The organism is Heyndrickxia sp. NPDC080065 (genome assembly GCF_050281185.1).
Taxonomy (GTDB): Bacteria; Bacillota; Bacilli; order Bacillales; family Bacillaceae_C; genus Heyndrickxia.
This window is the reverse complement of the sequence record NZ_JBNNWS010000009.1, coordinates 1-20,012: the sequence shown is the minus strand read 5'-3', so window position 1 is coordinate 20,012 and position 20,012 is coordinate 1. Positions and strand designations below refer to the sequence as shown.

The window sequence follows — 20,012 nt, the reverse complement described above, 5'->3', positions numbered from 1 at the left end:
AAGTTGCGACGTTTTCATGATAAGGGTTCTTGATTTTATAAACGGGAACCCTCCTTATCAAAAACGATGGTTAATTGTACAATTTTATAAAATAAAAATGGAGGGTTCTAATGATTGAAAAAATTTTTAATACAGGATTTGTTAATTTAAATTATGCAGAAGGTAGTAATCCATCTAACCTATCTCTACTGTTGCTTCATGCAGCTACTTCAAGGTGGCAATCATTTCAATCCATAATTCCTGAGCTTGAGGAAAATTAGCATTTATTCGCGGTAGACTTACGAGGTCATGGTAAGCCCATTAGTGGAATTTCTTCAAATAAGATAAAAAAGAAGCGAACTTTTAACGAGTGAATATCGATAAAAGTTCGCGATTTTTTGCCGATTACTCGACTAAGTTTCAATAATGTATTAGTAATCCTATAGTAAGTTACAATATTTCTTTTCCAGCCTTATAAATCTTTTATCAAAAGTCTTCCTTTTTAGAAAATATTTCAATACCTCTCTAGCCTTTTCTATTTGATTACATTCTATATAAGCAGCTACTACACTTTCAAATTCTTTTTTATAAGGAAAAGTTTCATGAAAGTTTTGGAATGCATGTTCAAAATAATATAAAGCTTCGGAAAATCTATTATTTTTTGTATACCACAATCCAATTATAAACATTAAATCTCTTTTTTCAGTAGGTAAAAGTTGTAATTTTTCCAATGAACTTAAATAAAGATTAATTTCTTTCCTCTTTAATCCTATAATGTGTAAGAAGTATCCCCTTGAAACCACATTACCATATGTTTTAACTGTTGAAAAATACATTTTATATATTAAAAACATGAACTAAGATATACTTAATACATACATAAAAATCATGACTTTTCACCTATTTTATATCCGATTTAGTAGATAATCCCTAGCTTTTCTAAGCGCATTATCTATTTTACTTCCTAGCCGATCAATATAAAATTCACAAAATTTAAAATGGTCCAATTCCTTAATATTTAACCATGTCGGTAAACAAGAGATTAAACAGTTTTACTTCACCCTTCTCTATCACTTCTGTTTCAACATCAACTATTTTTTTATTTAAAATTTGATCTTCTATAAATGTATATCCTAACATTTCCATTTCTTTGTAAAATTCAAACGATTGTACAATAGATGATTCAATATATTCTCTTTTAAAAGTCCAATTATTATTTATCTCATTAATAAAAGAGTAATCATAAAAAAGGGTATAGAATTTATCTAACAAACTAACAAATACGCGTAAGTCTTTTCTTGTTCCCCCTAATCTTTTTATTAAAATAATATCATCGTCTAAGATGTCCTGGTTATTATGCATTAATATTTTAAAATCAATACAATCGATATTCTCTTCATTTGTCCAATCTATAATTTTATATTCTAAAAAGGATTTAGTAAAATGATTTAATATCAAATCCTTTTGAATAGTTGAATAGTTTGCTTTTTTTATATTATTTATTTCTACAATACTATTCTCTTTATATAGATTTATTATCTTTTCTATTTTTTTGTGAGAAATAGTCATTTTCTATTATCTCCTTTAGATGGATTTAACAAACATCATAACATCCATATTTAAAAGCCGATCCGTTCAATGGGCAGAGGAGAAAGCTGGAAAACTAATTGGATGAGATTATCCCAAGAAATAGTAACTAAGAGAATTCTACGATAAAAAGCGATGAGGGTAAACTCTTCAGAATCGTCAATCGTAATTATATTGTATTGAAACAATTTCAAAACCTCGTACAAGTGCAAAATATGTCATTACAGAACGCATAAATCATCAGGCGTTCCTTTCGATTGAAGAAACGCCATGATTTTTCTAAATGTTATTCAAATGGATGAAACTCAATTGATTTTTCTCGATACATTTTATTACGATACTCATACACAATAATAACTTCACCAATAAAACTTGCTGGAGAAATTTGTCCCCCCATTTTAGCAATTAGGTGATTGTCTTTTGTTTCAAAATCAATGATATTACCAAAGAATATATCTTTAAATAAATGCTCAGGTTGAATTCCTAATGATTTTACATCAATTAAATATTTTTTATCATTGATTTGTATTTCAGCTTTATCTGCTGATAACTTCGTTTTTACATTTTTTAATACGATTGCTATTGGGTTATCAACAAGAACCTCCACCGGAACTTCTTGCCTCTGTTTTTTTTGTATGTGAAAAACATGAGCTTCTTGTTCTAACACACCTGTTCCATACCCTTTGGTTAAAATGATGATAAGCTCTTTTTGTTCATCACCATTAATATCTTCCAAAAATATTTGTGGAGACCATGCACAACTTGTTGTGTTTATCCAGAAAGGTCTAGAAAAAATAGCACCTTTAAAATCAATTTTAAAATCTGAATATACCCCATCCCTCTTTTTAGCATAGAGGATAATATCTCCATTATCCGACTTTGCCACCGTATCATACCCATCTATCCTTGCTTCGGCATTGATAGAAGCAGCACAAAATGAAACAGCTATTATTAAAATAAGTATTTTTTTCATAAGAAAACACCTCATTACAAGTGTTTCCAAATTTGGTTACTTATTGCATAATCCTAGCCATTTACAAAAAACGACTACAATCATTCTTATTAACGGGAAAAATATTTCTTTTTGTAAAATACAAAAGTAGATAGACCAGTCAACAAGACTGTACCGCTAATCACATACCAAAACGCATTCGGATTATCTTGATAAGGTATCGGTACGTTCATTCCGTAAATACTGGCAATTAGCATTGGCACTGACAAAATAATCGTAAGTGCCGCAAGCAGCTTGAGAACTCGGTTTACGTTATTTTGGATGACATTCCCATATGCATCCATAACATTATTTAAATTAGCTTGATTAATTTCCGTCACTTCGTACGCCTGCACCAACTCGATTAACACGTCGTCTAAAATATCTGCATCGTCTTCATACAGTTTGATGTAGTTCCCGTGTAATATTTTCTGCATCGTGAATTTCATTTGTTTTAAAGATGTTACCATATATATCAGACTCTCGTTCAAATTAAGCAGCGTATACATCTCACGATTACGATATGACTTAGCAAGTTCCTCTTCTGCCACTGCGATTTCCTTTTCAATCGTTGCCAAAAAGCGAATATATTCCCGCGCAGTCACGCTTAATATATTTAATGTATTACGCGTTTTCATATGTGTCGCAGAATGAGTCACCTTTCCGTTAAAAAAGTCCTGCATAAAAGGAATATCTTCATTGCAAATAGTAATCAGGTGATCTTGAGTGTGAATGATCCCCATAGGAATCGTCCGATATTTTACATCTGTATTTGAACTATCGACATCTAATCGATCATAAGGTACGTGAATAACGATCAAAACTGCCCCATCTCGCTTCTCAATTCGCGGTCTTTCGTCCATATCAAGAGAATCAATGAAAAAATCTTTTGGGACGTTAAGTGTTCTAGCCACTTTGTTTATTTCTTTAGAAGTTGGCTGGGCTAAATGAATCCAACTGTTATGAGTAATGTTTGACGCCCTTTCAATCTTACCTTCAGATGTACTTTTGTATATAAAGAGCATTTGTCACACATCCTTTCTTATGCACGGTAGCAATTATATTAAAATCGTAAAAATTTTGTTTTATAGAATACGTATACAAGACCTCCACTAAGTGCTGCCATAAGCCCCATAGCTACTATAAACATGAATGGTTCTTCTTCATAAGGAAGTGGAACGTTCATCGAAAAGATACTTGCAATAATAGTTGGGATTACTAGCACGAGTGTAAGCGTAGTGAGTATTTTCAAAACACTATTTAAGTTATTATGAATGATAGATGCATAGGCATCCATCAGCCCACTCAAACTAAGACTGCGCATCTCTATCACTTCAGCCGCTTGTTCAAGATCTACTAGTGCATTATGAAGCATTTGCTCATCCTCTTCATAAAGCTTTATATCTTGCCCTTTGGAAAGATGCTGAAAAACATTTTTCATCGCACGCAAAGACGTTGAGAAATATACGAGACTTTTATTAATGTGAATCAAACCAAATAGCTCGCGATTATTATGTGATTTTTTCAATTCTTGCTGCAGGCGACCAACTTGCCCGGTAATACGTTTGATATAATCAAGATAAGATTGTGCAATCGCCTCAAATAATAATAAAGTGATCCGTGTCTTCATATGTGTTTGAAAAAAGCCGTACTTTCCTGAAATTAATTCTCCTACTAACGGAATGTCCTCTTTTGTAACCATCACCAAATGACCTTTCGCATGTATGATTCCAATTGGTATTGTTCGATAAGGGACCTCTTCATACAACCGTTCCTCATCTAGAGCAATTGGTGCATTGAGAATGATAAGTAATGATGAATCATCTCTTTCAATTCGTGGCCGCTCATTAGCGTCTAATGAATCACGAATGAAATCTTTGGGAATACTAAGTTTTTTTGAAACTTGGGAAATTTCGTCATCTGAAGGAGCAACAAGATAAAGCAATGTATTATACTCCATATCGGAAACCGTCCGCACTTGACCTGATAATTCGCTTTTATAAATCTTAAGCATCTCCATTCCTCACTTTCTATTCTAAAATAGCCGTATTTTATAAAATATCCAGCCAGTCACCAAGCTCATGACTAGAGAGAGTGACATAAGAACTGCAAGAGCGTACTCTCCATCTTGAAATGGCAGCGGGAAATTCATCCCATACATAGCTGCGATCACCAATGGAAAGTTCCCGATGACCGTAAACGCTGTTAATACTTTGACAACTGCGCTTAGGTTATTTTCAATCGCAGCAGAATATGCATCCATTAAATTACCTAAATTCGTGTTAAAAATTTCAGATGTATCAAATGCTTGCTGCATCTCAATCAGGGCAGCTTGCATCCATTTTTCATCTTCCTTGTTCATGTAGAAGGTTGGCACCCTCACTAATTTCTGCATCATCACAAGATTGATCTTAAGCGCCTTTGTGAAAAAACCGAGACTCTTATTTATATTAAGTAAAGTGTACACTTCACTGTTCTTAATCGATTTTTGTATCTCTTTTTCCGCTGCAATGATTTTTTGATTAATATCATCAAGGGAATGTAAATAATAACGCGCAGATACAAGTAATAACTGTAAAAAAGCATGTGTTTTCATATTCGTATAAAATTGTTTTACAAGTTCTTTGCTAACTTCTTGTAAAATCGGATGATTGACTCGACAAATGGTAACAATCAAATCGCTCGTTTGAATGATACCAATCGGAACTGTCCGGTATGGTACTGCTTCACCATCGGCCATTTTTAACGGCACATTGATGATAAGCAGCAAATTGTTTTCGTTTTTTTCAATCCGGGGGCGTTCATTGGCATCGAGGGGATCGCGGATGAAGTCGACAGGTACTCCAAGGCGACTTGCAACGTAATGCAACTCCTCTTCCGCTGGTTCAATAGGATGTCCCCAACTGCCCAGAACGCTTTCGGACTGTTCTTGAAGCAGCCCTTTTTCGTCGCTTTTATAGATGTTAAGCATCGAAACGTCCTCCTTATCTGTTGGATGAAAACAGATTTAAGTTCTTCACTACTACTATCTCCATCGGCCATACTTGGACTTTCTATCCTGACCCCCTCCTTTCTCTTGTAAAATAAATTCGCAATTGGTTGCTTGAAGGATTTAAATCGCATTGTTCCAGACCATTAAAAAACAAATTCGAATGGATAATTCCCTGCAAATCCAAATGGATTTTTCTCCTTCTGTATTGCTATTTTTAGAAATGAAAAAACCCTCCAGGAGTCCTAGAGGGTTGAATGAACGCACGAAAAAAAGCATTTCAACTTCCCCCTAGTCGAGTTTTGGCACTATACAACGTAAAGAGATTGCTTCATCTCTTAGCCACCTTAAGAAAAGCCTTAATCCGGCAGTTCCTGTTCTACCCATGGGCATCTTTCGATATTTCTGGGCAGTGGCCTATGTTTGTATAGGAGCCTCACCTAACGAGGAATTATTCAATTCCATGCTATCGTAATCCCGGTTTTTTTATTTGTCAACCATAAATTTTGATTTTTTCCAAAAGTATTTAATATTTAATTATGTCAAAAACCTTATGGTGCTAGGCTTCAATTGCTCCATTAAAAAAGTTAGCTAAAGGGCAAAATTTTATTATTTCTTAATTGTCAAAAAGAAGATTAACAAATACATACGCGAAACGTACGATTTCGTGTTCAGCATTTAACATAATAAATTGATAAAGTGGGGATATGCACCATTGACAGTTGTTGTTGTTACAGTCGACGGAATTTAAAAAAACTTGTTCGAAAAAAAGTGGAGAAGAAGGTCATTGATGTGGCTGTATCCATATTCTCCTTTATCTTTAACATGAATATATAAAAGTAGCAGCTACCGGTTGGCCTTTCCTAAAAATGGAGGACACCGAAAATGACATACTTGTAACGGCTGATCTTTGAGGAATCAAATTTGAATGGATCAATAATGCCGTTTTTTTACAAAGACTCTTTTCTATAACTTTGTAGGTTTTGAAATGAATAATTGTACTTAACAAGTTCATGCTTAGGAAACGTTACATTGATAAGAAAAGATGCCCAGAAACAAAACCTTTTGGGTTTTAAATATTTTTACGATACAGCTAAAATAACTTACCAAATCATGTGATTGAAGCCGCAGAACGATGTTGAGCAACTGTATTATCTGCTCCGATTAAGCAGTTCGAACCGTGCTCGTTTTGTTATCTGAAATCCATCTCTCAATTCATACGTATCCTGAAAAGGGTTTTGCAGCATCGGATTGTTACACTTGTGGATCCTAAGGAGGCGATTTCACACCTGCTGTCTAAGCATAAACCGAAAACATTTTATCTAAAAATTTTAATTCGAGGTATTGGAGATATCCAGGATGAAAAACTCGCATTGATATTATTAAAGTAAAGCTACTACCCATGGGAGTATTGCTTTTAGAAAGCTGTTTTCACAAAGAGTGTTTCGATTTCCTAAAAATGTTTAAATTTATTATTTTGTTTGGATTCCAGGCATCTTTTCTTAAAAAGAGGCTTTGATAAAGTTACAAACTTCTATTGACAACATAAACTATACAGGGTAAAATCCATTTGAAATGAATAAGTCCTCGTTAGGTGAGGCTCCTATGCAAACATAGGCCACTGCCCAGAAATATCGAAAGATGCCCATGGGTAGAACAGGAACTGTCGGATTAAGGCTTTTCTTAAGGTGGCTAAGAACTTTTTGTTCTTTACGGTGTATAGTGCCAAAACTCGACTAGGGGGAACCGGTAAGTGCTTTTTTGTGTGTTTTTTTGTGCGCTTTTCAAACCCTCTAGATCTTCTAGAGGGTTTTTCTTATTGTTAAATAAGAAAAGCGCAAGCGCCTTGCTCATCGGCGTACGGATTTCGTAGTCTTCGACTGAGATAAAGGAGACACGGCGAGGGACGAGTCGATGTTGACTTATCGTAGGGAGAAGACGGAGAAATCCGCTAGCCGATAGGCGCTGGAGCTAGACATAGCAGACACTTTTCATGATTTATAATTCAATAATATTTATACTTTCTTGCCAAACAAAAAAGGGGGGAAACTAGTGATGGACAGTCATCCGAGTCGAAATTTTACTTTTATAAATGATTCAGGAATACAGTTAAGAGGCAGAGTTTCTTTCGTTCAGTCCTCTCATGTTTCCCTTTCTTTGATATCCATGTCAGGTGGGTATGTTTAGACAGGTTTATTTGACATGTGAGTCGAACAAGATTCGTTCAAAGCGATAAGCTCCCTCATTACGGGAGCTTTTTTATATTTTGAAAACTATAAGAAAATAATAAATTGAAGAGGTGATACACCATGACGATGACAATAGAAATGATAATAAAGCTTTGCCTTGCCCTACTTTTCGGGCTATTGATCGGAATCGATAGACAAATTAAACAAAAACAGCTTGGCATAAGACCCTGTATGGTCATTTCTATAGCTAGTTGTTTGGTGACGATTGTTTCTGTCGAAGCATTCGGCAAATTCGGCGGTCCGACTCACCCGAATATGGATCCAATGCGACTCGCTGCGCAGATTGTAAGCGGAGTTGGTTTTATTGGAGCTGGTGTCATTCTACGGAGAAGTAACGAGGTTATTTCCGGCCTAACTTCTGCGGCACTCATCTGGTCCGCATCGGCATTAGGTATTACGGTTGGAGCAGGTTTTTATCTAGAGGCAGCATGTGCGGTTATCCTCTTGATGAGCGCAGTCAATTTTATCCCTTATCTCATTAAAACTTTAGGTCTGCCAACACTTAATCGACATGAAATCTCAATAAAAATTGTGGTGGAATCTAATTATCGCATGACCGAATTAATCAAAATGATTGAGCGTAGAGGACAAAATGAGAAATCTAAAAAAGAAGAGTATAAAATTAGACACTTGAAAATTAAAGACATTGATGACAATCGTCAATTGATTAATATGGTTCTTTCCGTACCAGAAGACCAATATACTACAGAAATTTATTACTATATCAAAAAAATTGATCACGTTCTTAGTGTGGAGATTGAGAATTTGTAAGAAAGAGAGGAGAAGGAGAGATGATCAGATTAAACCAATATAAATTTAAAGAAGAATACACCTACTATATGCTTCAATCATTAAAAGAAGGGAACATGGATGCGTTTCGCAAGGATTTTCTGGATTTGCATCCGATGGATCAAGCGACATTTTTTTTGGAACTGTGTGAAGCAAGAAGATTTAAGATTTATTCTTTTTTAACTCCTGAGGAATTTGGAGAAATCTTCAGCGAACTAGATCCATTCATGCAGAAAAAATGTATTTTAGAACTTGACCGTCCATATGCTATTGAGATGCTGAATGAACTGCCTCCCGATGATGCGACAGACTTTTTTGGACTTCTTTCCAGTAAAGAAGCTGACTTTTATCTGGAGCGGATGGAAAAAGACGAAGCCGACGACATTAAGCAATTACTCACTTACAAGAAAGGTTCGGTAGGATCCTTGATGACAACAGACATGGTAACAGTTGCAGAATCGGATTCAGCAGCTGATGTGTTGGACCGCCTAAAACATAGCGAATCCGACGCAGAAACCATTTACTATTTATATGTTACAGATGCTAAAGCTCAGCTGCTAGGTGTCGTATCATTACGTGAGTTGATTATTTCTGCCCCGGATTGTCACATGATGGATATTATGAATTCACAAATTGTTTCAGTATCGGCAAATACTGACCAAACAGAGGTCCTGCAAATTATACGTAAATATGGTCTTCTAGCTATTCCAGTAGTTTCGGAGGAATATAAGCTCCTGGGAATAGTTACTTTTGATGATGTACTGACTTATCTGTGAAGATTAATAAGGTACCCGAAAATGTAAACTTCGACTCATTCTTGAGTCTCAATGATGAAATATAAGGGGGGAAACTTACCTTTCCCCCTTCCTTTTGACAAAGATAATAAAGGTCAAGAATAATAAAAGTATTATAAAAACTGTCACTAAAGTAGGGAAGATCAAGCCCGAAATATCATTTTTATTTCCAGCATACTCCCCATTTCTGATAGCTTTTTTATACTTACCATTCTTGTCTTGAATGGCAATTGCTTTATCCGTACTAATACCTTTGATTGAATAGTACTTAGTCCCTTTCTTATAGGTATTTGAAAAATTTCCAGAATACGTTCCTTCCTTGTCGGAATACTTTGTCACATGTCCAATTTCTTTATCTATTTCTTCTACAAATTCATCACTCACTACATAAACAAAACCATCCCAAACCACAAATAAATATGCCCAACTGGCTGACGACTTATTTGAGTAAAAAAAAGAATTAAATAAAATAAATAATATTAAAAAAGAAAAGAAAAACTTCAACTTCATACAACAATCCACCCCTTTAACATAAATGGACGTTAATATTTTGTTTTAGTTTCACTTTGATCTTCAATAGGAGCTGTTGTCTAAAAAAAACACATGGCGATTTTTATTATCAATTGCCATGTGTTTTTGAAATTAAGCTTTAGCTAAAGCTTCTTTTATGCTGTTATATACTTCATCCCAAAGTTTTGTATCTTCTGTATAGATCTGAAGCATTTTCTTAATTACTTCTTTTTGTTTTTCTTCAAAGCTCTCATCTTCTTTTGGAGGCAAGTCTGCTCTCAAATCAGTCACCATTTGCTGTACTTTAGGTGCACGAGGACCCCAAACTGCCTTTTCTTCACCATTCTGATCAATAAAAATAAAAATAGGAATCGAGCGAGCTGTTCCATTTGTTAAGTATTGATCCATCAATTCAAGGTTTGAGTCACGTAAAATCATACGGACATCTATATTAGCTGCCTCTGCTATTTTTAAAAGGATCGGTACATTCATCATTGCATCCCCGCACCAATCTTCTGTAATGACAATAGCACGAAGATCCTTTTCTTGTATGCCTTTAAAGAAATTTTGATCCTCTTCTAGAACATTGAAGCGATCATATATCGATTGTAAGTTTTCCTTATGTACTTGCATCCTATCAACAAAATCCTTTGAAGGAATCCCTTTTTCAAACCAATCATTCAGTGTCATCGTATCACTCCTATTCATTGTTGATATAAAAATATCATAAATAGAGGGATATTTCATTTTTTTAGGTTGGGAGGTTATTGTTTGATTTTTGAGTGACCTTTTTGCAGAAATACGTGATCTTTCCTTGACTTTGTGTGACTCTTTTTCAATTTTTCGTGTCCCTTTTAACTTAACTTTCAGCACCGACAAAAAGGACAGATCCCCACGATCTGTCCTTTGTCTGTTACCTCTTATTTAATTCCTGTACTAATAGTTTATTAACTAACGGTGGGTTCGCTTGTCCTTTTGTTGCTTTCATGATTTGTCCGACTAAAAATCCGACAGCCTTCGCTTTACCATTTTTGAAATCATCAATTGATTGCTGATTTGCTGCTAGGACTTCATCAATGATTTTCAATAATGCACCTTCGTCTGAAATTTGGACAAGACCTTTTTCCTTAACGATTTTTTCAGGATCTCCGCCATTTTCGACAAGCTCTTTAAAGACGGTTTTGGCAATTTTTGAAGAAATCGTTCCGTTTTCAATCAGCTTGATCATTCCAGCAAGACCTTCTGGAGTTATCGCGATATCCTGAAGTTCTTTTTGCTCAGCATTTAAGTATGCAGATAGTTCCCCCATGATCCAGTTTGATGCTTGCTTCGCTTCGGCACCTGCTGCAACTGTCGCTTCGAAGAAATCGGCCATTTCCTTTGTCATTGTTAATACGTTGGCATCATAAGCCGGCAAACCAAGCTCCTCAACATAGCGTTTTTTCCGCTGATCAGGTAGTTCAGGTATCTCAGCACGGACTCTTTCTTTCCACTCTTCATCTATAAAAATTGAAACAAGGTCCGGTTCTGGAAAATAACGATAATCATCCGAACCTTCCTTCACACGCATTAACAATGTCTTCCCTGTCGCTTCATCAAAACGGCGTGTTTCTTGTTCAATTATTCCGCCAGATGAAACCACTTCTATTTGCCGTGTTTGCTCATATTCCAAGCCTTTACGGACAAAGTTAAAGGAATTCAAATTTTTCAATTCTGTTTTCGTACCAAATTCCTCTTGTCCAAAAGGTCGGATTGATATATTGGCATCACATCGAAGGGAGCCTTCCTCCATTTTACAGTCAGATACACCGGTATATTGGATAATTGATTTTAATTTTTCCAAATAGGCATACGCCTCATCTGGTGTACGAATATCTGGTTCAGAGACGATTTCGATTAAAGGTGTTCCTTGACGGTTCAAGTCGACAAGAGAATAACCATCACCCGTATGCATTAATTTTCCAGCATCCTCTTCTAAATGAAGGCGAGTGATTCCGATTTTTTTCTTTTCACCATTTACTTCGATCTCTATCCAGCCGTGTTCCCCAATTGGTTTATCAAACTGGGAAATTTGATAAGCCTTTGGATTATCGGGATAAAAATAGTTTTTTCGATCAAATTTTGTTTCAGGGGCGATTTGACAATTCAATGCCATCGCCGCTTTCATTCCGAATTCAACCGCACGTTTATTCAGTACAGGTAACACACCTGGATAGCCTAAATCTACAACGCTTGTATTCGTGTTAGGCTCTGCACCAAAATGGGCAGGTGCCGATGAAAAGATTTTGGAATCTGTTTTTAATTCTACATGGACTTCAAGTCCGATAACCGTTTCATAGTTCATTTTTTTCACCCCTTACAGCTGTGGTTTTTGTTTATGATAGTCCGTTGCTTGCTCAAACGCATGTGCTGTACGATATACAGTCGCTTCATCAAAGTGCTTGCCGATAATTTGTAAGCCTAGTGGCAATCCATTCGTAAATCCGCACGGAACTGAGATCCCTGGGACACCCGCAAGATTGACTGGGATTGTTAAAAGATCGTTTGCATACATTGTCAGTGGATCAGCTGTTTTTTCACCGATTTTAAATGCCGGAGTCGGTGTTGTTGGTCCAATGATTACATCATATTTTTCAAACACATCTTCAAAATCTTTTTTAATTAATGTACGGACTTGCTGTGCTTTTTTATAATAGGCATCATAATAACCTGAGCTAAGTGCAAAAGTTCCAAGCATAATCCGTCTCTTTACTTCTTCACCAAAGCCTTCAGAGCGTGTCTTTTTATATAAGTCAATTAAATTTTCAGCATTTGGTGTACGATAACCATAGCGAACTCCATCAAAACGCGCTAAGTTCGATGATGCTTCAGATGAAGATAGTAGATAATAAGCTGCTGTTGCATATTTTGAATGCGGCAAGGAAACCTCTTCCCAAGTAGCTCCCAATCTTTCTAATACCTTTAAGGCATCTAATACGGATTGGCGAACCTCTTCATTCACACCTTCACCTAAATATTCTTTTGGAACAGCGATTTTCAATCCTTTTACATCACCTGTTAAGCTTTGCACAAAGTTTAGTACTTCGATATTCGCTGAAGTAGAATCATGAGGATCAATACCAGAAATAGCTTGTAAAAGGTATGCATTGTCCTCTACATTTCTTGTAATTGGTCCAATTTGATCCAGTGAGGAAGCGAAAGCAACTAACCCAAAACGGGACACGCGTCCATATGTAGGCTTCAAGCCGACGACACCACAAAAAGCTGCAGGCTGACGAATCGAGCCACCTGTATCAGATCCTAGTGAAAATGGAACCTCCCCTGCTGCTACTGCTGCTGCAGATCCACCAGATGATCCACCAGGTACTGTATTTATATTCCAAGGGTTGTATGTCTTTTGAAAACCTGAATTTTCAGTTGAGGACCCCATAGCAAACTCATCCATGTTTAACTTACCGATTGTAATCGTATTAACATGATGTAACTTGTCCATGACAGTCGCATTATATATCGGGTCAAAATTTTCGAGGATTTTACTAGCGCAAGTGGTACGAAGATCTTTTGTGACGATATTATCCTTTATTCCAATTGGCATTCCATAGAGAAGCTGCTTGGATTCCTCTGATCCTAGAGCATCATCTAATTGTTTTGCTGCAGCTCTTGCTCTTTCTTCATCTAAGGTAAGAAAGGCTTGGACCTTGCTTTCTACTTCTTGTATTCTTTTATAAGATTCATCGACAAGCTCAGAAACCTTAACTTCTTTTTTATGTAAAAATTCATGTAGCTCTGAAATTTTATGATCAAATAAAGCCAACTCTAACCCTCCTATTCTATAATGGATGGCACGCGAATTTGTCCATCTTTTGTATCTGGGGCATTCTTTAATACTTCTTCTTGCGGTAAACCCGGTTCCGCCTTGTCCTCACGAAGGACATTTCGAATATCTAATACGTGTGAGGTTGGCTCCACGTTTGTTGTATCCAATTCATTTAATAATTCTGCAAGACTAATAATATCATCCAGCTGTTTCGTAAATTTTTCCGTTTGTTCTTCATTAAATTCTAATCGCGCTAAATTGGCGACATGGTTCACCTGATCCTTTGAAATTCTAGACATTTCCTTCACCCCCGACAATTTTTCAAGTAGTTATAATATTATTGATAATAGCAAACCCCTACTATATAGGCAAGGGGACAAGCCTTATTAGCTCGCCGGGTGGCTATATTCTTTTAAAATCATTTTCCTATTAATTATTAATATAGACTATTATGGAAATAAAGAATAATCGTTTATGAATTAATTAGATCTAGTGACTCTATCATTTTTTACTTAACTATTACAAATGGAGTTATTTTCATTACCAATATATATATTTATTTAGGTGTAAAAGAAAATATAAAAAAACCGTCTGAAGACGGTTTCTTATTGAAGTAAATCCCCGTTAATTGGTTTAATAGGTTACTTGGTTCTCTTGGTATGCCTTCTTTACCCATTCGATTTGAGCAAGATGGTCGCGGACATGTAGAACACGGTATTCCAACAATTGCTTAAATGTGAACCGCCCCTGATCGGCATACACTCCCACTCGCTTGCATTGTTCGCTAGTTAGATTTTCTATAATAGGTTGCATACTGGAACGTAACAATTTGAACAGAAGCAGATACTGTTCACGGTCTAATAAATCATACCCCAAGTTATTCGCCCATGCGTCTTGGTCAAATGAAATCAGATTCGGCTCATCCTCCGCCAAGACTTTTTTTAGCCGAGATGTGGACGAGATCTCGGAATCTGTCACATGTATGAGGATTTGATGAATGCTCCATTTGTCCGGTGCGGGCTTGTAACGAAGCTCTTCCTCGGTTAATCCTTCAACGGCTTCCCGTAGCATTGAGTATCCTAAAGCGTATTCCTTAATTAACTCCTCCAATTCAATCCCTCCTATTTTACAATAACTGCTTTTAAAAAACTCACTAAATAATGTATTCTTGTTTTTGGGTAAATATCCTTTTATCTTTTCTTCAATCTGCCCCGTAATTGAATAAGGAATTTTATACTTTCTGTTAAAAAATACCTTCCCACTTTGCGAGAAGATATTTTATCCTATCATTCTATTATTTCATACTCGTAAACTGCTCCGCTTCAGTCGACCCTTTCAACGCGGTAGTGGAAGAGGTTCCTCCAGTGATGACCATAGAAACTTCATCAAAATATCCAGTTCCCACTTCTCTTTGATGTCTTGTGGCAGTGTATCCATAAATCTCATTTGCAAACTCCGCTTCCTGAAGCTCAGAGTAGGCGGCCATTCCTCTCTCTTTATATCCTTTTGCCAGTTCAAACATACTGTTATTTAAAGCATGGAATCCTGCAAGTGTTACGAATTGGAACTTATAGCCCATTTCCCCAAGCTCTTGCTGGAACTTGGCAATTGTTTCTTCACTCAATTTCTTCTTCCAGTTAAATGACGGGGAACAATTGTATGCTAACAGCTTACCAGGATATTTTTCATGAATCGCTTCTGCAAATTGACGTGCTTCTTCTAAATTCGGTTCTGATGTTTCGCACCAAACGAGATCAGCATATGGTGCATAGGCTAAACCTCGCGCGATTGCTTGATCCAATCCGGCTTTCGTACGGTAAAATCCTTCAGGTGTGCGATCACCTATTATAAATGGCGCATCGTAAGGGTCAACATCACTCGTAATGAGATCAGCCGCATTCGCATCGGTTCTGGCGATCAACAAGGTCGGTACACCCATTACATCAGCTGCAAGTCGTGCTGAAATTAGATTTTTAACAGCGGTTTGAGTCGGTAATAATACTTTTCCTCCTAAATGGCCACATTTTTTCTCAGATGATAATTGATCTTCAAAATGAACAGCTGCTGCTCCTGCTTCAATCATTGATTTCATGAGCTCAAATACATTCAATTGTCCGCCAAAACCGGCCTCTGCATCTGCAACAATTGGTGCAAACCAATCGATTGAATGATCACCCTCTATATGATGAATTTGATCTGCCCGCTGTAAGGCTTGATTTATGCGTTTAACAACATGGGGAACACTGTTAGCAGGATACAAGCTTTGATCTGGATACATATGTCCCGATAAATTTGCATCTGCAGCGACCTGCCAGCCACTTAAGTAAATTGCTTTCAACCCGGCTTTTACTTGTTGGACCGCTTGGTTTCCAGTTAGTGCACCAAGCGCATGTACATAATCCTCCTCATGTAATAACTGCCAAAGCTTCTCAGCACCACGTCGTGCCAATGTATGTTCAATTTCAATCGATCCACGAAGCCTCAATACATCCTCCGTAGAATAAGTACGTTGGATCCCTTTCCATCTTTCATCAAACTCCCATGTTTCTTGTAACTTTAATACTTTTTCACTTGTCATTTTCGTGATCCTCCCTAAATTTGTTATAATACAGATTATATTTAATAAAAGTATTATATAACAGAAGAGCGAAAGTGCAACAGTTTTTCGAAAAATTTTCTGAAAGTTATCGACAAAATTTGATTAGCTTTTTGTAGGGCACATGCCTATGTTAGTTTTTGTGCGTATTTTTTTCCACAAAATATGGAACAACTTTATATAAAACAACTTCTCGTTTTATATGAATGCCTGGTATAAGATTTGGAACTTTTGATGACCACTCAATCCATTTTTTAACAAAGACATTTATCATTTTCGCTTATTATCTATGATTTATAAAAATTTCTAAAAAATGTGCTTTTGGTTTCTATTATTTGTCTCTTACCTGATGATAGAAATAGCATATAAATATATAAAAATATCAATTAGTTGGTGAAAAAATGGACAATCATATTAATATGAGTAAATCCGTTAATCATATTCATATAAAGATTACAAATGAATGCTGTTGCAAACATAAAAACCCCATTTCTTTGACTTCTAAAAAATACTTTTCTAAAGCTTCTGAAGGATTTGTACATGGTTCTGATTTGCAAATTTCCGCTATTTCTTTTGTCGATGATAACGGATTAACAATTAAAACTTTTCCAACAACATTTCAATATTTTAATTTATTTATTAATGGAATGCTTCAAGAAAATGGGGTCGGTTTAGTCACTCCTTATGAACTTACAATAAAAGGGGGTTTTATACTTGATAAGGATGACCCAATTTCTTTGGAATTTGTAAGCCTCATTTTCGAAGAATGACAATACTAAAATAGTTTTGATAGGTAAAGTAGCTAAAGAAAACTACTAATTCTTTATATTAATTAAAATCCCCTTTATTTAATTTACTGAAAGGAGGTGATAATTATGGCAGCTTCTCTTATTCCCCCAAATTTTAAATCAAAAAAATATTATGCCCCAGCTAGTGCAGGTACAGTTACCGGCTCTGACTTGGTAATTGCAGCAACTGCGTTTGTAGATGACAATGGAACTGCGATTACCGCGTTCAACACAAATTTTGCCACTTTCAATTTATATATTAATGGTCAACCTCAAGAAAACGGGGTGGCTACAATTACTTCATCAGACTTAACTATTGTTGGCGGTGCTGTCCTTGACCCAGGCGATCCTATTGTACTCAACCTCGTTTATAACTTTTAATTAATAACATCAATTTAATTATGGTTTGAAAACAGAACAAAACCCGAAATATGGTTAATTTCAACCAAATTTCGGGTTTTTTCTATAAAAAATTGTAAACTTAATTGAGAATTTTATAGTTTACACAAGGTTTTAGCAAAAAAGTTTATCCACAAGTCTAGAAATTTTATAGTACGATAAACAATAAAAAAACAGGCGATGTATATCCGCCTGTTGTTATTTTTATGTTCTTTTTAAGAAATTTATACAGTTAGTTTAACCTCTTCAATATTGAGCTTTTTTTGCTTCAAACGGACGATTACGTCTGATTGTCTAGCTACTTCATTAGAATGTGTGACCACTATAATACATTTTCCTTCTTGACTAGCAAGCTCTTTAAAAATCGTAATAATATCCCCTGCAGTTTCTTCATCTAAATTTCCAGTCGGCTCATCTGCTAGTATGATATCTACGTCACAGGACAAAGCTCTGGCAATTGCTATCCGCTGTTGCTGCCCGCCGCTGAGCTTTAATACTTTTCGCTGAGCCTCTTCCTCACTTAATCCAACCTTTTGGAGCATTTCCAAAGCTTTCTGTTTCTTGTTTTTTGCTTTCGTTTTCCGAATATCCATCGCAGTGACAACATTTTGTAGAGCCGTCATGTAAGGAATTAAATTATATGATTGAAAGACAATCGCGATATTTTTATTCCTAAATTTCTCTAAGCCTATTTTTTGAATATCCCTTCCCTCATACAGCACTTTCCCTTCTTTTGGTATATCAAGGGCCGAAGCCAAGGCAAGAGTCGTTGTCTTGCCGGAACCTGAAGGTCCAACAATTGTATAAAACTTTCCTCGTTCAAACGTAAAATTTACTTTATCCAATATACGAACTTGTTTGCCATTGCTTTGATACCAATATCCTACTTCTTGAAATGCTAAGACAGTACCCATATCTATCACCCTATTCATTTTTGGTTAGAATCGTTTTCGGATGTAATCGCAGAATTGACGCTGATGGAATAATCGTAGCTAAAATTGCAATAAGAAGTCCTACCAAGCCTAATTTCTGCAAGTCATCGCTTGTTACACTGACATCAATTTCATCAATAGGATCGACTTGTACATTATTTAGCGTAGCAGCCCCCATAACAATCATCCTCCTTGGCTGTTCTACTTGTTGTTGTTCTGAGACGTCTACCTCTTTTTGCAGCAGATTATCCCCTATTTTTTGAGAAATGGTGTTACCAGTAAAGATAGAAAGACCAAATGCCAATACCCCAATGAATAGAATCTCTGCTACGAATTGTCCGATTAACTTTCGTTTTCTCTCCCCAATTGAGAGTAAAACACCCATTTCATATCTTCTTTCTTTAATTGATAACATAACGATTAGCCCCAAAATAGCAGCTCCAGCGATAGCCACTATGTATACAATTGTATGAGAGAAAGAGGCTACATTCTCAATCGGCCCAATCATTTGTTTATACGCACTATCATTTGCATCCAATTTAAATGTTTCCCAATCTATTCCCGTCTTTTTTGCTTGTTCCTTAAAATCTTCAATATTTTTCGGATCATCCAGATAATACACTGCGGAATCAACACTATCTGCCCTATCTCCCATTTTTAGCTTGGCAGCTTCTTTAAATGGAACATAAATTTTGTTATATGGGTGGGTAAATTTCATATTCATTCCCATATCTGCATTGGTTGTTTCATAGATTCCAACTACAGTTAGTTTTTCTACAGCATCTTTCATTACTGATTTCACTTTAATTTTACTTCCAACCTTGATTTTATTTTCTTCTGCTAGATTCTTTTCGATAAGAGCAACTGCCTTATCTGCATCTTCCTTATCTATTGCTTTTCCGTCAATGATTTTACTAGTGCCATCGTTAAAGTCTGGAAGTAAATCCGAATATAATACGCCAGATATAGAAATGTCTGGTTCTACCCCTTCCATACCCCCTTTAATCATCACGTTTCCGCCGTTCTGTTGTTGCCCTTGTCCGCTATTTACCTCAAATGGTTTAAATCCATCTGCAGCTGCAGGAGCACTTGTTTGATAATTATAAGCTTGTACATGTGGAAGCTCTGTAAGCTTATTTGCATCTTGTTCTGTTAGAGGATCAAAATCTCTGCTTTGTGTTTGCATTAATTTCTCGAGGTTAACCTGTAGTGTGACTTCACTGCCTAGCTTCTGTCTAGCAAGTTCACTCGCTTTCTCTGTAGCTGTTCGAATGGAAAACCCGGCAAGTATGAGATTTGAGATGATCATGAAAATAATAAAAATGACTGCAGTTTTTATTTTTCTTTCCTTGATACTTAAAATCGCTCGTTTGATAAAATTCATTTTACTTACCTCCTTCATATGCTCATCCTAACTCTGCAATATGGAGTTTGGGTGAAGATAAGCTGTAATTTTCCTGAAATATCGAATAGCGGAAGTGCCTTGATTAGCTAGCCAATCGAGTAGAGGGAAAATAAAGTAATTTATTTTCGCCCCTCTCACAACACCGTACGTACGGTTCGCGTATACGGCGTTTCAATTTATATTACAG

At 36.1% G+C, this 20,012-nt stretch carries 21 protein-coding genes, 1 pseudogene and 2 riboswitches; of the genes and pseudogenes, 6 read left to right on the top strand and 16 right to left on the bottom strand.

Features of this window, described 5'->3' with window-relative positions; all coding sequences use genetic code 11:
* Positions 1–110 precede the first annotated feature (110 nt).
* Positions 111–260 (top strand): hypothetical protein, encoded by a 150-nt coding sequence (locus ACQKP0_RS12125; protein WP_427406114.1) that lies wholly within the window; start codon positions 111–113, stop codon positions 258–260.
* 159 nt (positions 261–419) lie between these two features.
* Here the strand turns inward: ACQKP0_RS12125 and ACQKP0_RS12120 are convergent, their stop codons facing one another.
* From ACQKP0_RS12120 to ACQKP0_RS12090, 7 genes are all read right to left on the bottom strand, one after another.
* On the bottom strand, positions 420–815 hold the full coding sequence (locus ACQKP0_RS12120; RefSeq protein WP_427406113.1) for a hypothetical protein: 396 nt from the start codon (positions 813–815) through the stop codon (positions 420–422).
* A 175-nt stretch (positions 816–990) separates the two neighbouring features.
* Positions 991–1,548 carry a hypothetical protein gene (locus ACQKP0_RS12115; protein WP_427406112.1) on the bottom strand — a complete coding sequence of 186 codons (558 nt, stop codon included), beginning with the start codon at positions 1,546–1,548 and terminating at the stop codon, positions 991–993.
* 50 nt (positions 1,549–1,598) lie between these two features.
* Complete coding sequence (locus ACQKP0_RS12110; protein ID WP_427406111.1) at positions 1,599–1,754, bottom strand: hypothetical protein; 156 nt, start codon at positions 1,752–1,754, stop codon at positions 1,599–1,601.
* Between the two features lie 98 nt (positions 1,755–1,852).
* Positions 1,853–2,539, bottom strand: coding sequence for a hypothetical protein (locus ACQKP0_RS12105; RefSeq protein ID WP_427406110.1), 687 nt, complete (start codon positions 2,537–2,539; stop codon positions 1,853–1,855).
* 89 nt (positions 2,540–2,628) lie between these two features.
* On the bottom strand, positions 2,629–3,582 hold the full coding sequence (locus tag ACQKP0_RS12100) for a magnesium transporter CorA family protein (protein WP_427406109.1): 954 nt from the start codon (positions 3,580–3,582) through the stop codon (positions 2,629–2,631).
* A 38-nt stretch (positions 3,583–3,620) separates the two neighbouring features.
* Positions 3,621–4,571 carry a magnesium transporter CorA family protein gene (locus tag ACQKP0_RS12095; protein WP_427406108.1) on the bottom strand — a complete coding sequence of 317 codons (951 nt, stop codon included), beginning with the start codon at positions 4,569–4,571 and terminating at the stop codon, positions 3,621–3,623.
* 21 nt (positions 4,572–4,592) lie between these two features.
* A complete protein-coding gene (locus ACQKP0_RS12090) occupies positions 4,593–5,528 on the bottom strand; it encodes a magnesium transporter CorA family protein (RefSeq protein WP_427406107.1) in 936 nt (311 codons plus the stop codon).
* A 299-nt stretch (positions 5,529–5,827) separates the two neighbouring features.
* Positions 5,828–6,001: riboswitch (M-box (ykoK) riboswitch) on the bottom strand.
* Positions 6,002–6,649: 648 nt separating this feature from the next.
* Between ACQKP0_RS12090 and ACQKP0_RS12085 the strand changes: the two are divergent.
* From ACQKP0_RS12085 to ACQKP0_RS12075, 3 genes and pseudogenes are all read left to right on the top strand, one after another.
* Positions 6,650–6,937: pseudogene (locus ACQKP0_RS12085) on the top strand (S-adenosylmethionine decarboxylase family protein); the annotation flags it as partial.
* Between the two features lie 188 nt (positions 6,938–7,125).
* A riboswitch (M-box (ykoK) riboswitch) is annotated at positions 7,126–7,297 on the top strand.
* A 564-nt stretch (positions 7,298–7,861) separates the two neighbouring features.
* Positions 7,862–8,566, top strand: coding sequence for an MgtC/SapB family protein (locus ACQKP0_RS12080; protein WP_427406297.1), 705 nt, complete (start codon positions 7,862–7,864; stop codon positions 8,564–8,566).
* A 20-nt stretch (positions 8,567–8,586) separates the two neighbouring features.
* A complete protein-coding gene (locus ACQKP0_RS12075; protein ID WP_427406106.1) occupies positions 8,587–9,360 on the top strand; it encodes a magnesium transporter in 774 nt (257 codons plus the stop codon).
* 75 nt (positions 9,361–9,435) lie between these two features.
* Here ACQKP0_RS12075 and ACQKP0_RS12070 read toward each other — a convergent pair whose 3' ends face one another.
* From ACQKP0_RS12070 to aceA, 7 genes are all read right to left on the bottom strand, one after another.
* Positions 9,436–9,882, bottom strand: coding sequence for a hypothetical protein (locus tag ACQKP0_RS12070; RefSeq protein ID WP_427406105.1), 447 nt, complete (start codon positions 9,880–9,882; stop codon positions 9,436–9,438).
* Between the two features lie 138 nt (positions 9,883–10,020).
* On the bottom strand, positions 10,021–10,578 hold the full coding sequence (locus ACQKP0_RS12065; protein ID WP_427406104.1) for a thioredoxin family protein: 558 nt from the start codon (positions 10,576–10,578) through the stop codon (positions 10,021–10,023).
* 223 nt (positions 10,579–10,801) lie between these two features.
* A complete protein-coding gene (gene gatB / locus ACQKP0_RS12060) occupies positions 10,802–12,232 on the bottom strand; it encodes an Asp-tRNA(Asn)/Glu-tRNA(Gln) amidotransferase subunit GatB (RefSeq protein ID WP_427406103.1) in 1,431 nt (476 codons plus the stop codon).
* A 12-nt stretch (positions 12,233–12,244) separates the two neighbouring features.
* On the bottom strand, positions 12,245–13,702 hold the full coding sequence (gatA, locus tag ACQKP0_RS12055) for an Asp-tRNA(Asn)/Glu-tRNA(Gln) amidotransferase subunit GatA (RefSeq protein ID WP_427406102.1): 1,458 nt from the start codon (positions 13,700–13,702) through the stop codon (positions 12,245–12,247).
* A gap of 11 nt (positions 13,703–13,713) precedes the next feature.
* Entirely contained in the window at positions 13,714–14,004 is a 291-nt protein-coding gene (gene gatC / locus ACQKP0_RS12050) for an Asp-tRNA(Asn)/Glu-tRNA(Gln) amidotransferase subunit GatC (protein ID WP_427406101.1), read from the bottom strand.
* 334 nt (positions 14,005–14,338) lie between these two features.
* On the bottom strand, positions 14,339–14,815 hold the full coding sequence (locus tag ACQKP0_RS12045; RefSeq protein ID WP_427406100.1) for a DinB family protein: 477 nt from the start codon (positions 14,813–14,815) through the stop codon (positions 14,339–14,341).
* 184 nt (positions 14,816–14,999) lie between these two features.
* Positions 15,000–16,283, bottom strand: coding sequence for an isocitrate lyase (gene aceA, locus ACQKP0_RS12040; RefSeq protein ID WP_427406099.1), 1,284 nt, complete (start codon positions 16,281–16,283; stop codon positions 15,000–15,002).
* Positions 16,284–16,702: 419 nt separating this feature from the next.
* Here aceA and ACQKP0_RS12035 point away from each other — a divergent pair, with 419 nt between their 5' ends.
* Together ACQKP0_RS12035 and ACQKP0_RS12030 are read left to right on the top strand one after the other, a co-directional pair.
* On the top strand, positions 16,703–17,071 hold the full coding sequence (locus ACQKP0_RS12035) for a DUF4183 domain-containing protein (RefSeq protein WP_427406098.1): 369 nt from the start codon (positions 16,703–16,705) through the stop codon (positions 17,069–17,071).
* 105 nt (positions 17,072–17,176) lie between these two features.
* Entirely contained in the window at positions 17,177–17,470 is a 294-nt protein-coding gene (locus tag ACQKP0_RS12030; RefSeq protein WP_427406097.1) for a DUF4183 domain-containing protein, read from the top strand.
* Positions 17,471–17,712: 242 nt separating this feature from the next.
* On the opposite strand, the gene ACQKP0_RS12025 is transcribed toward ACQKP0_RS12030, so the two are convergent.
* A complete protein-coding gene (locus ACQKP0_RS12025) occupies positions 17,713–18,402 on the bottom strand; it encodes an ABC transporter ATP-binding protein (RefSeq protein ID WP_427406096.1) in 690 nt (229 codons plus the stop codon).
* A gap of 10 nt (positions 18,403–18,412) precedes the next feature.
* Positions 18,413–19,804: an ABC transporter permease gene (locus ACQKP0_RS12020; RefSeq protein WP_427406095.1), complete on the bottom strand. Its 1,392-nt coding sequence runs from the start codon at positions 19,802–19,804 to the stop codon at positions 18,413–18,415.
* Positions 19,805–20,012: the final 208 nt, after the last annotated feature.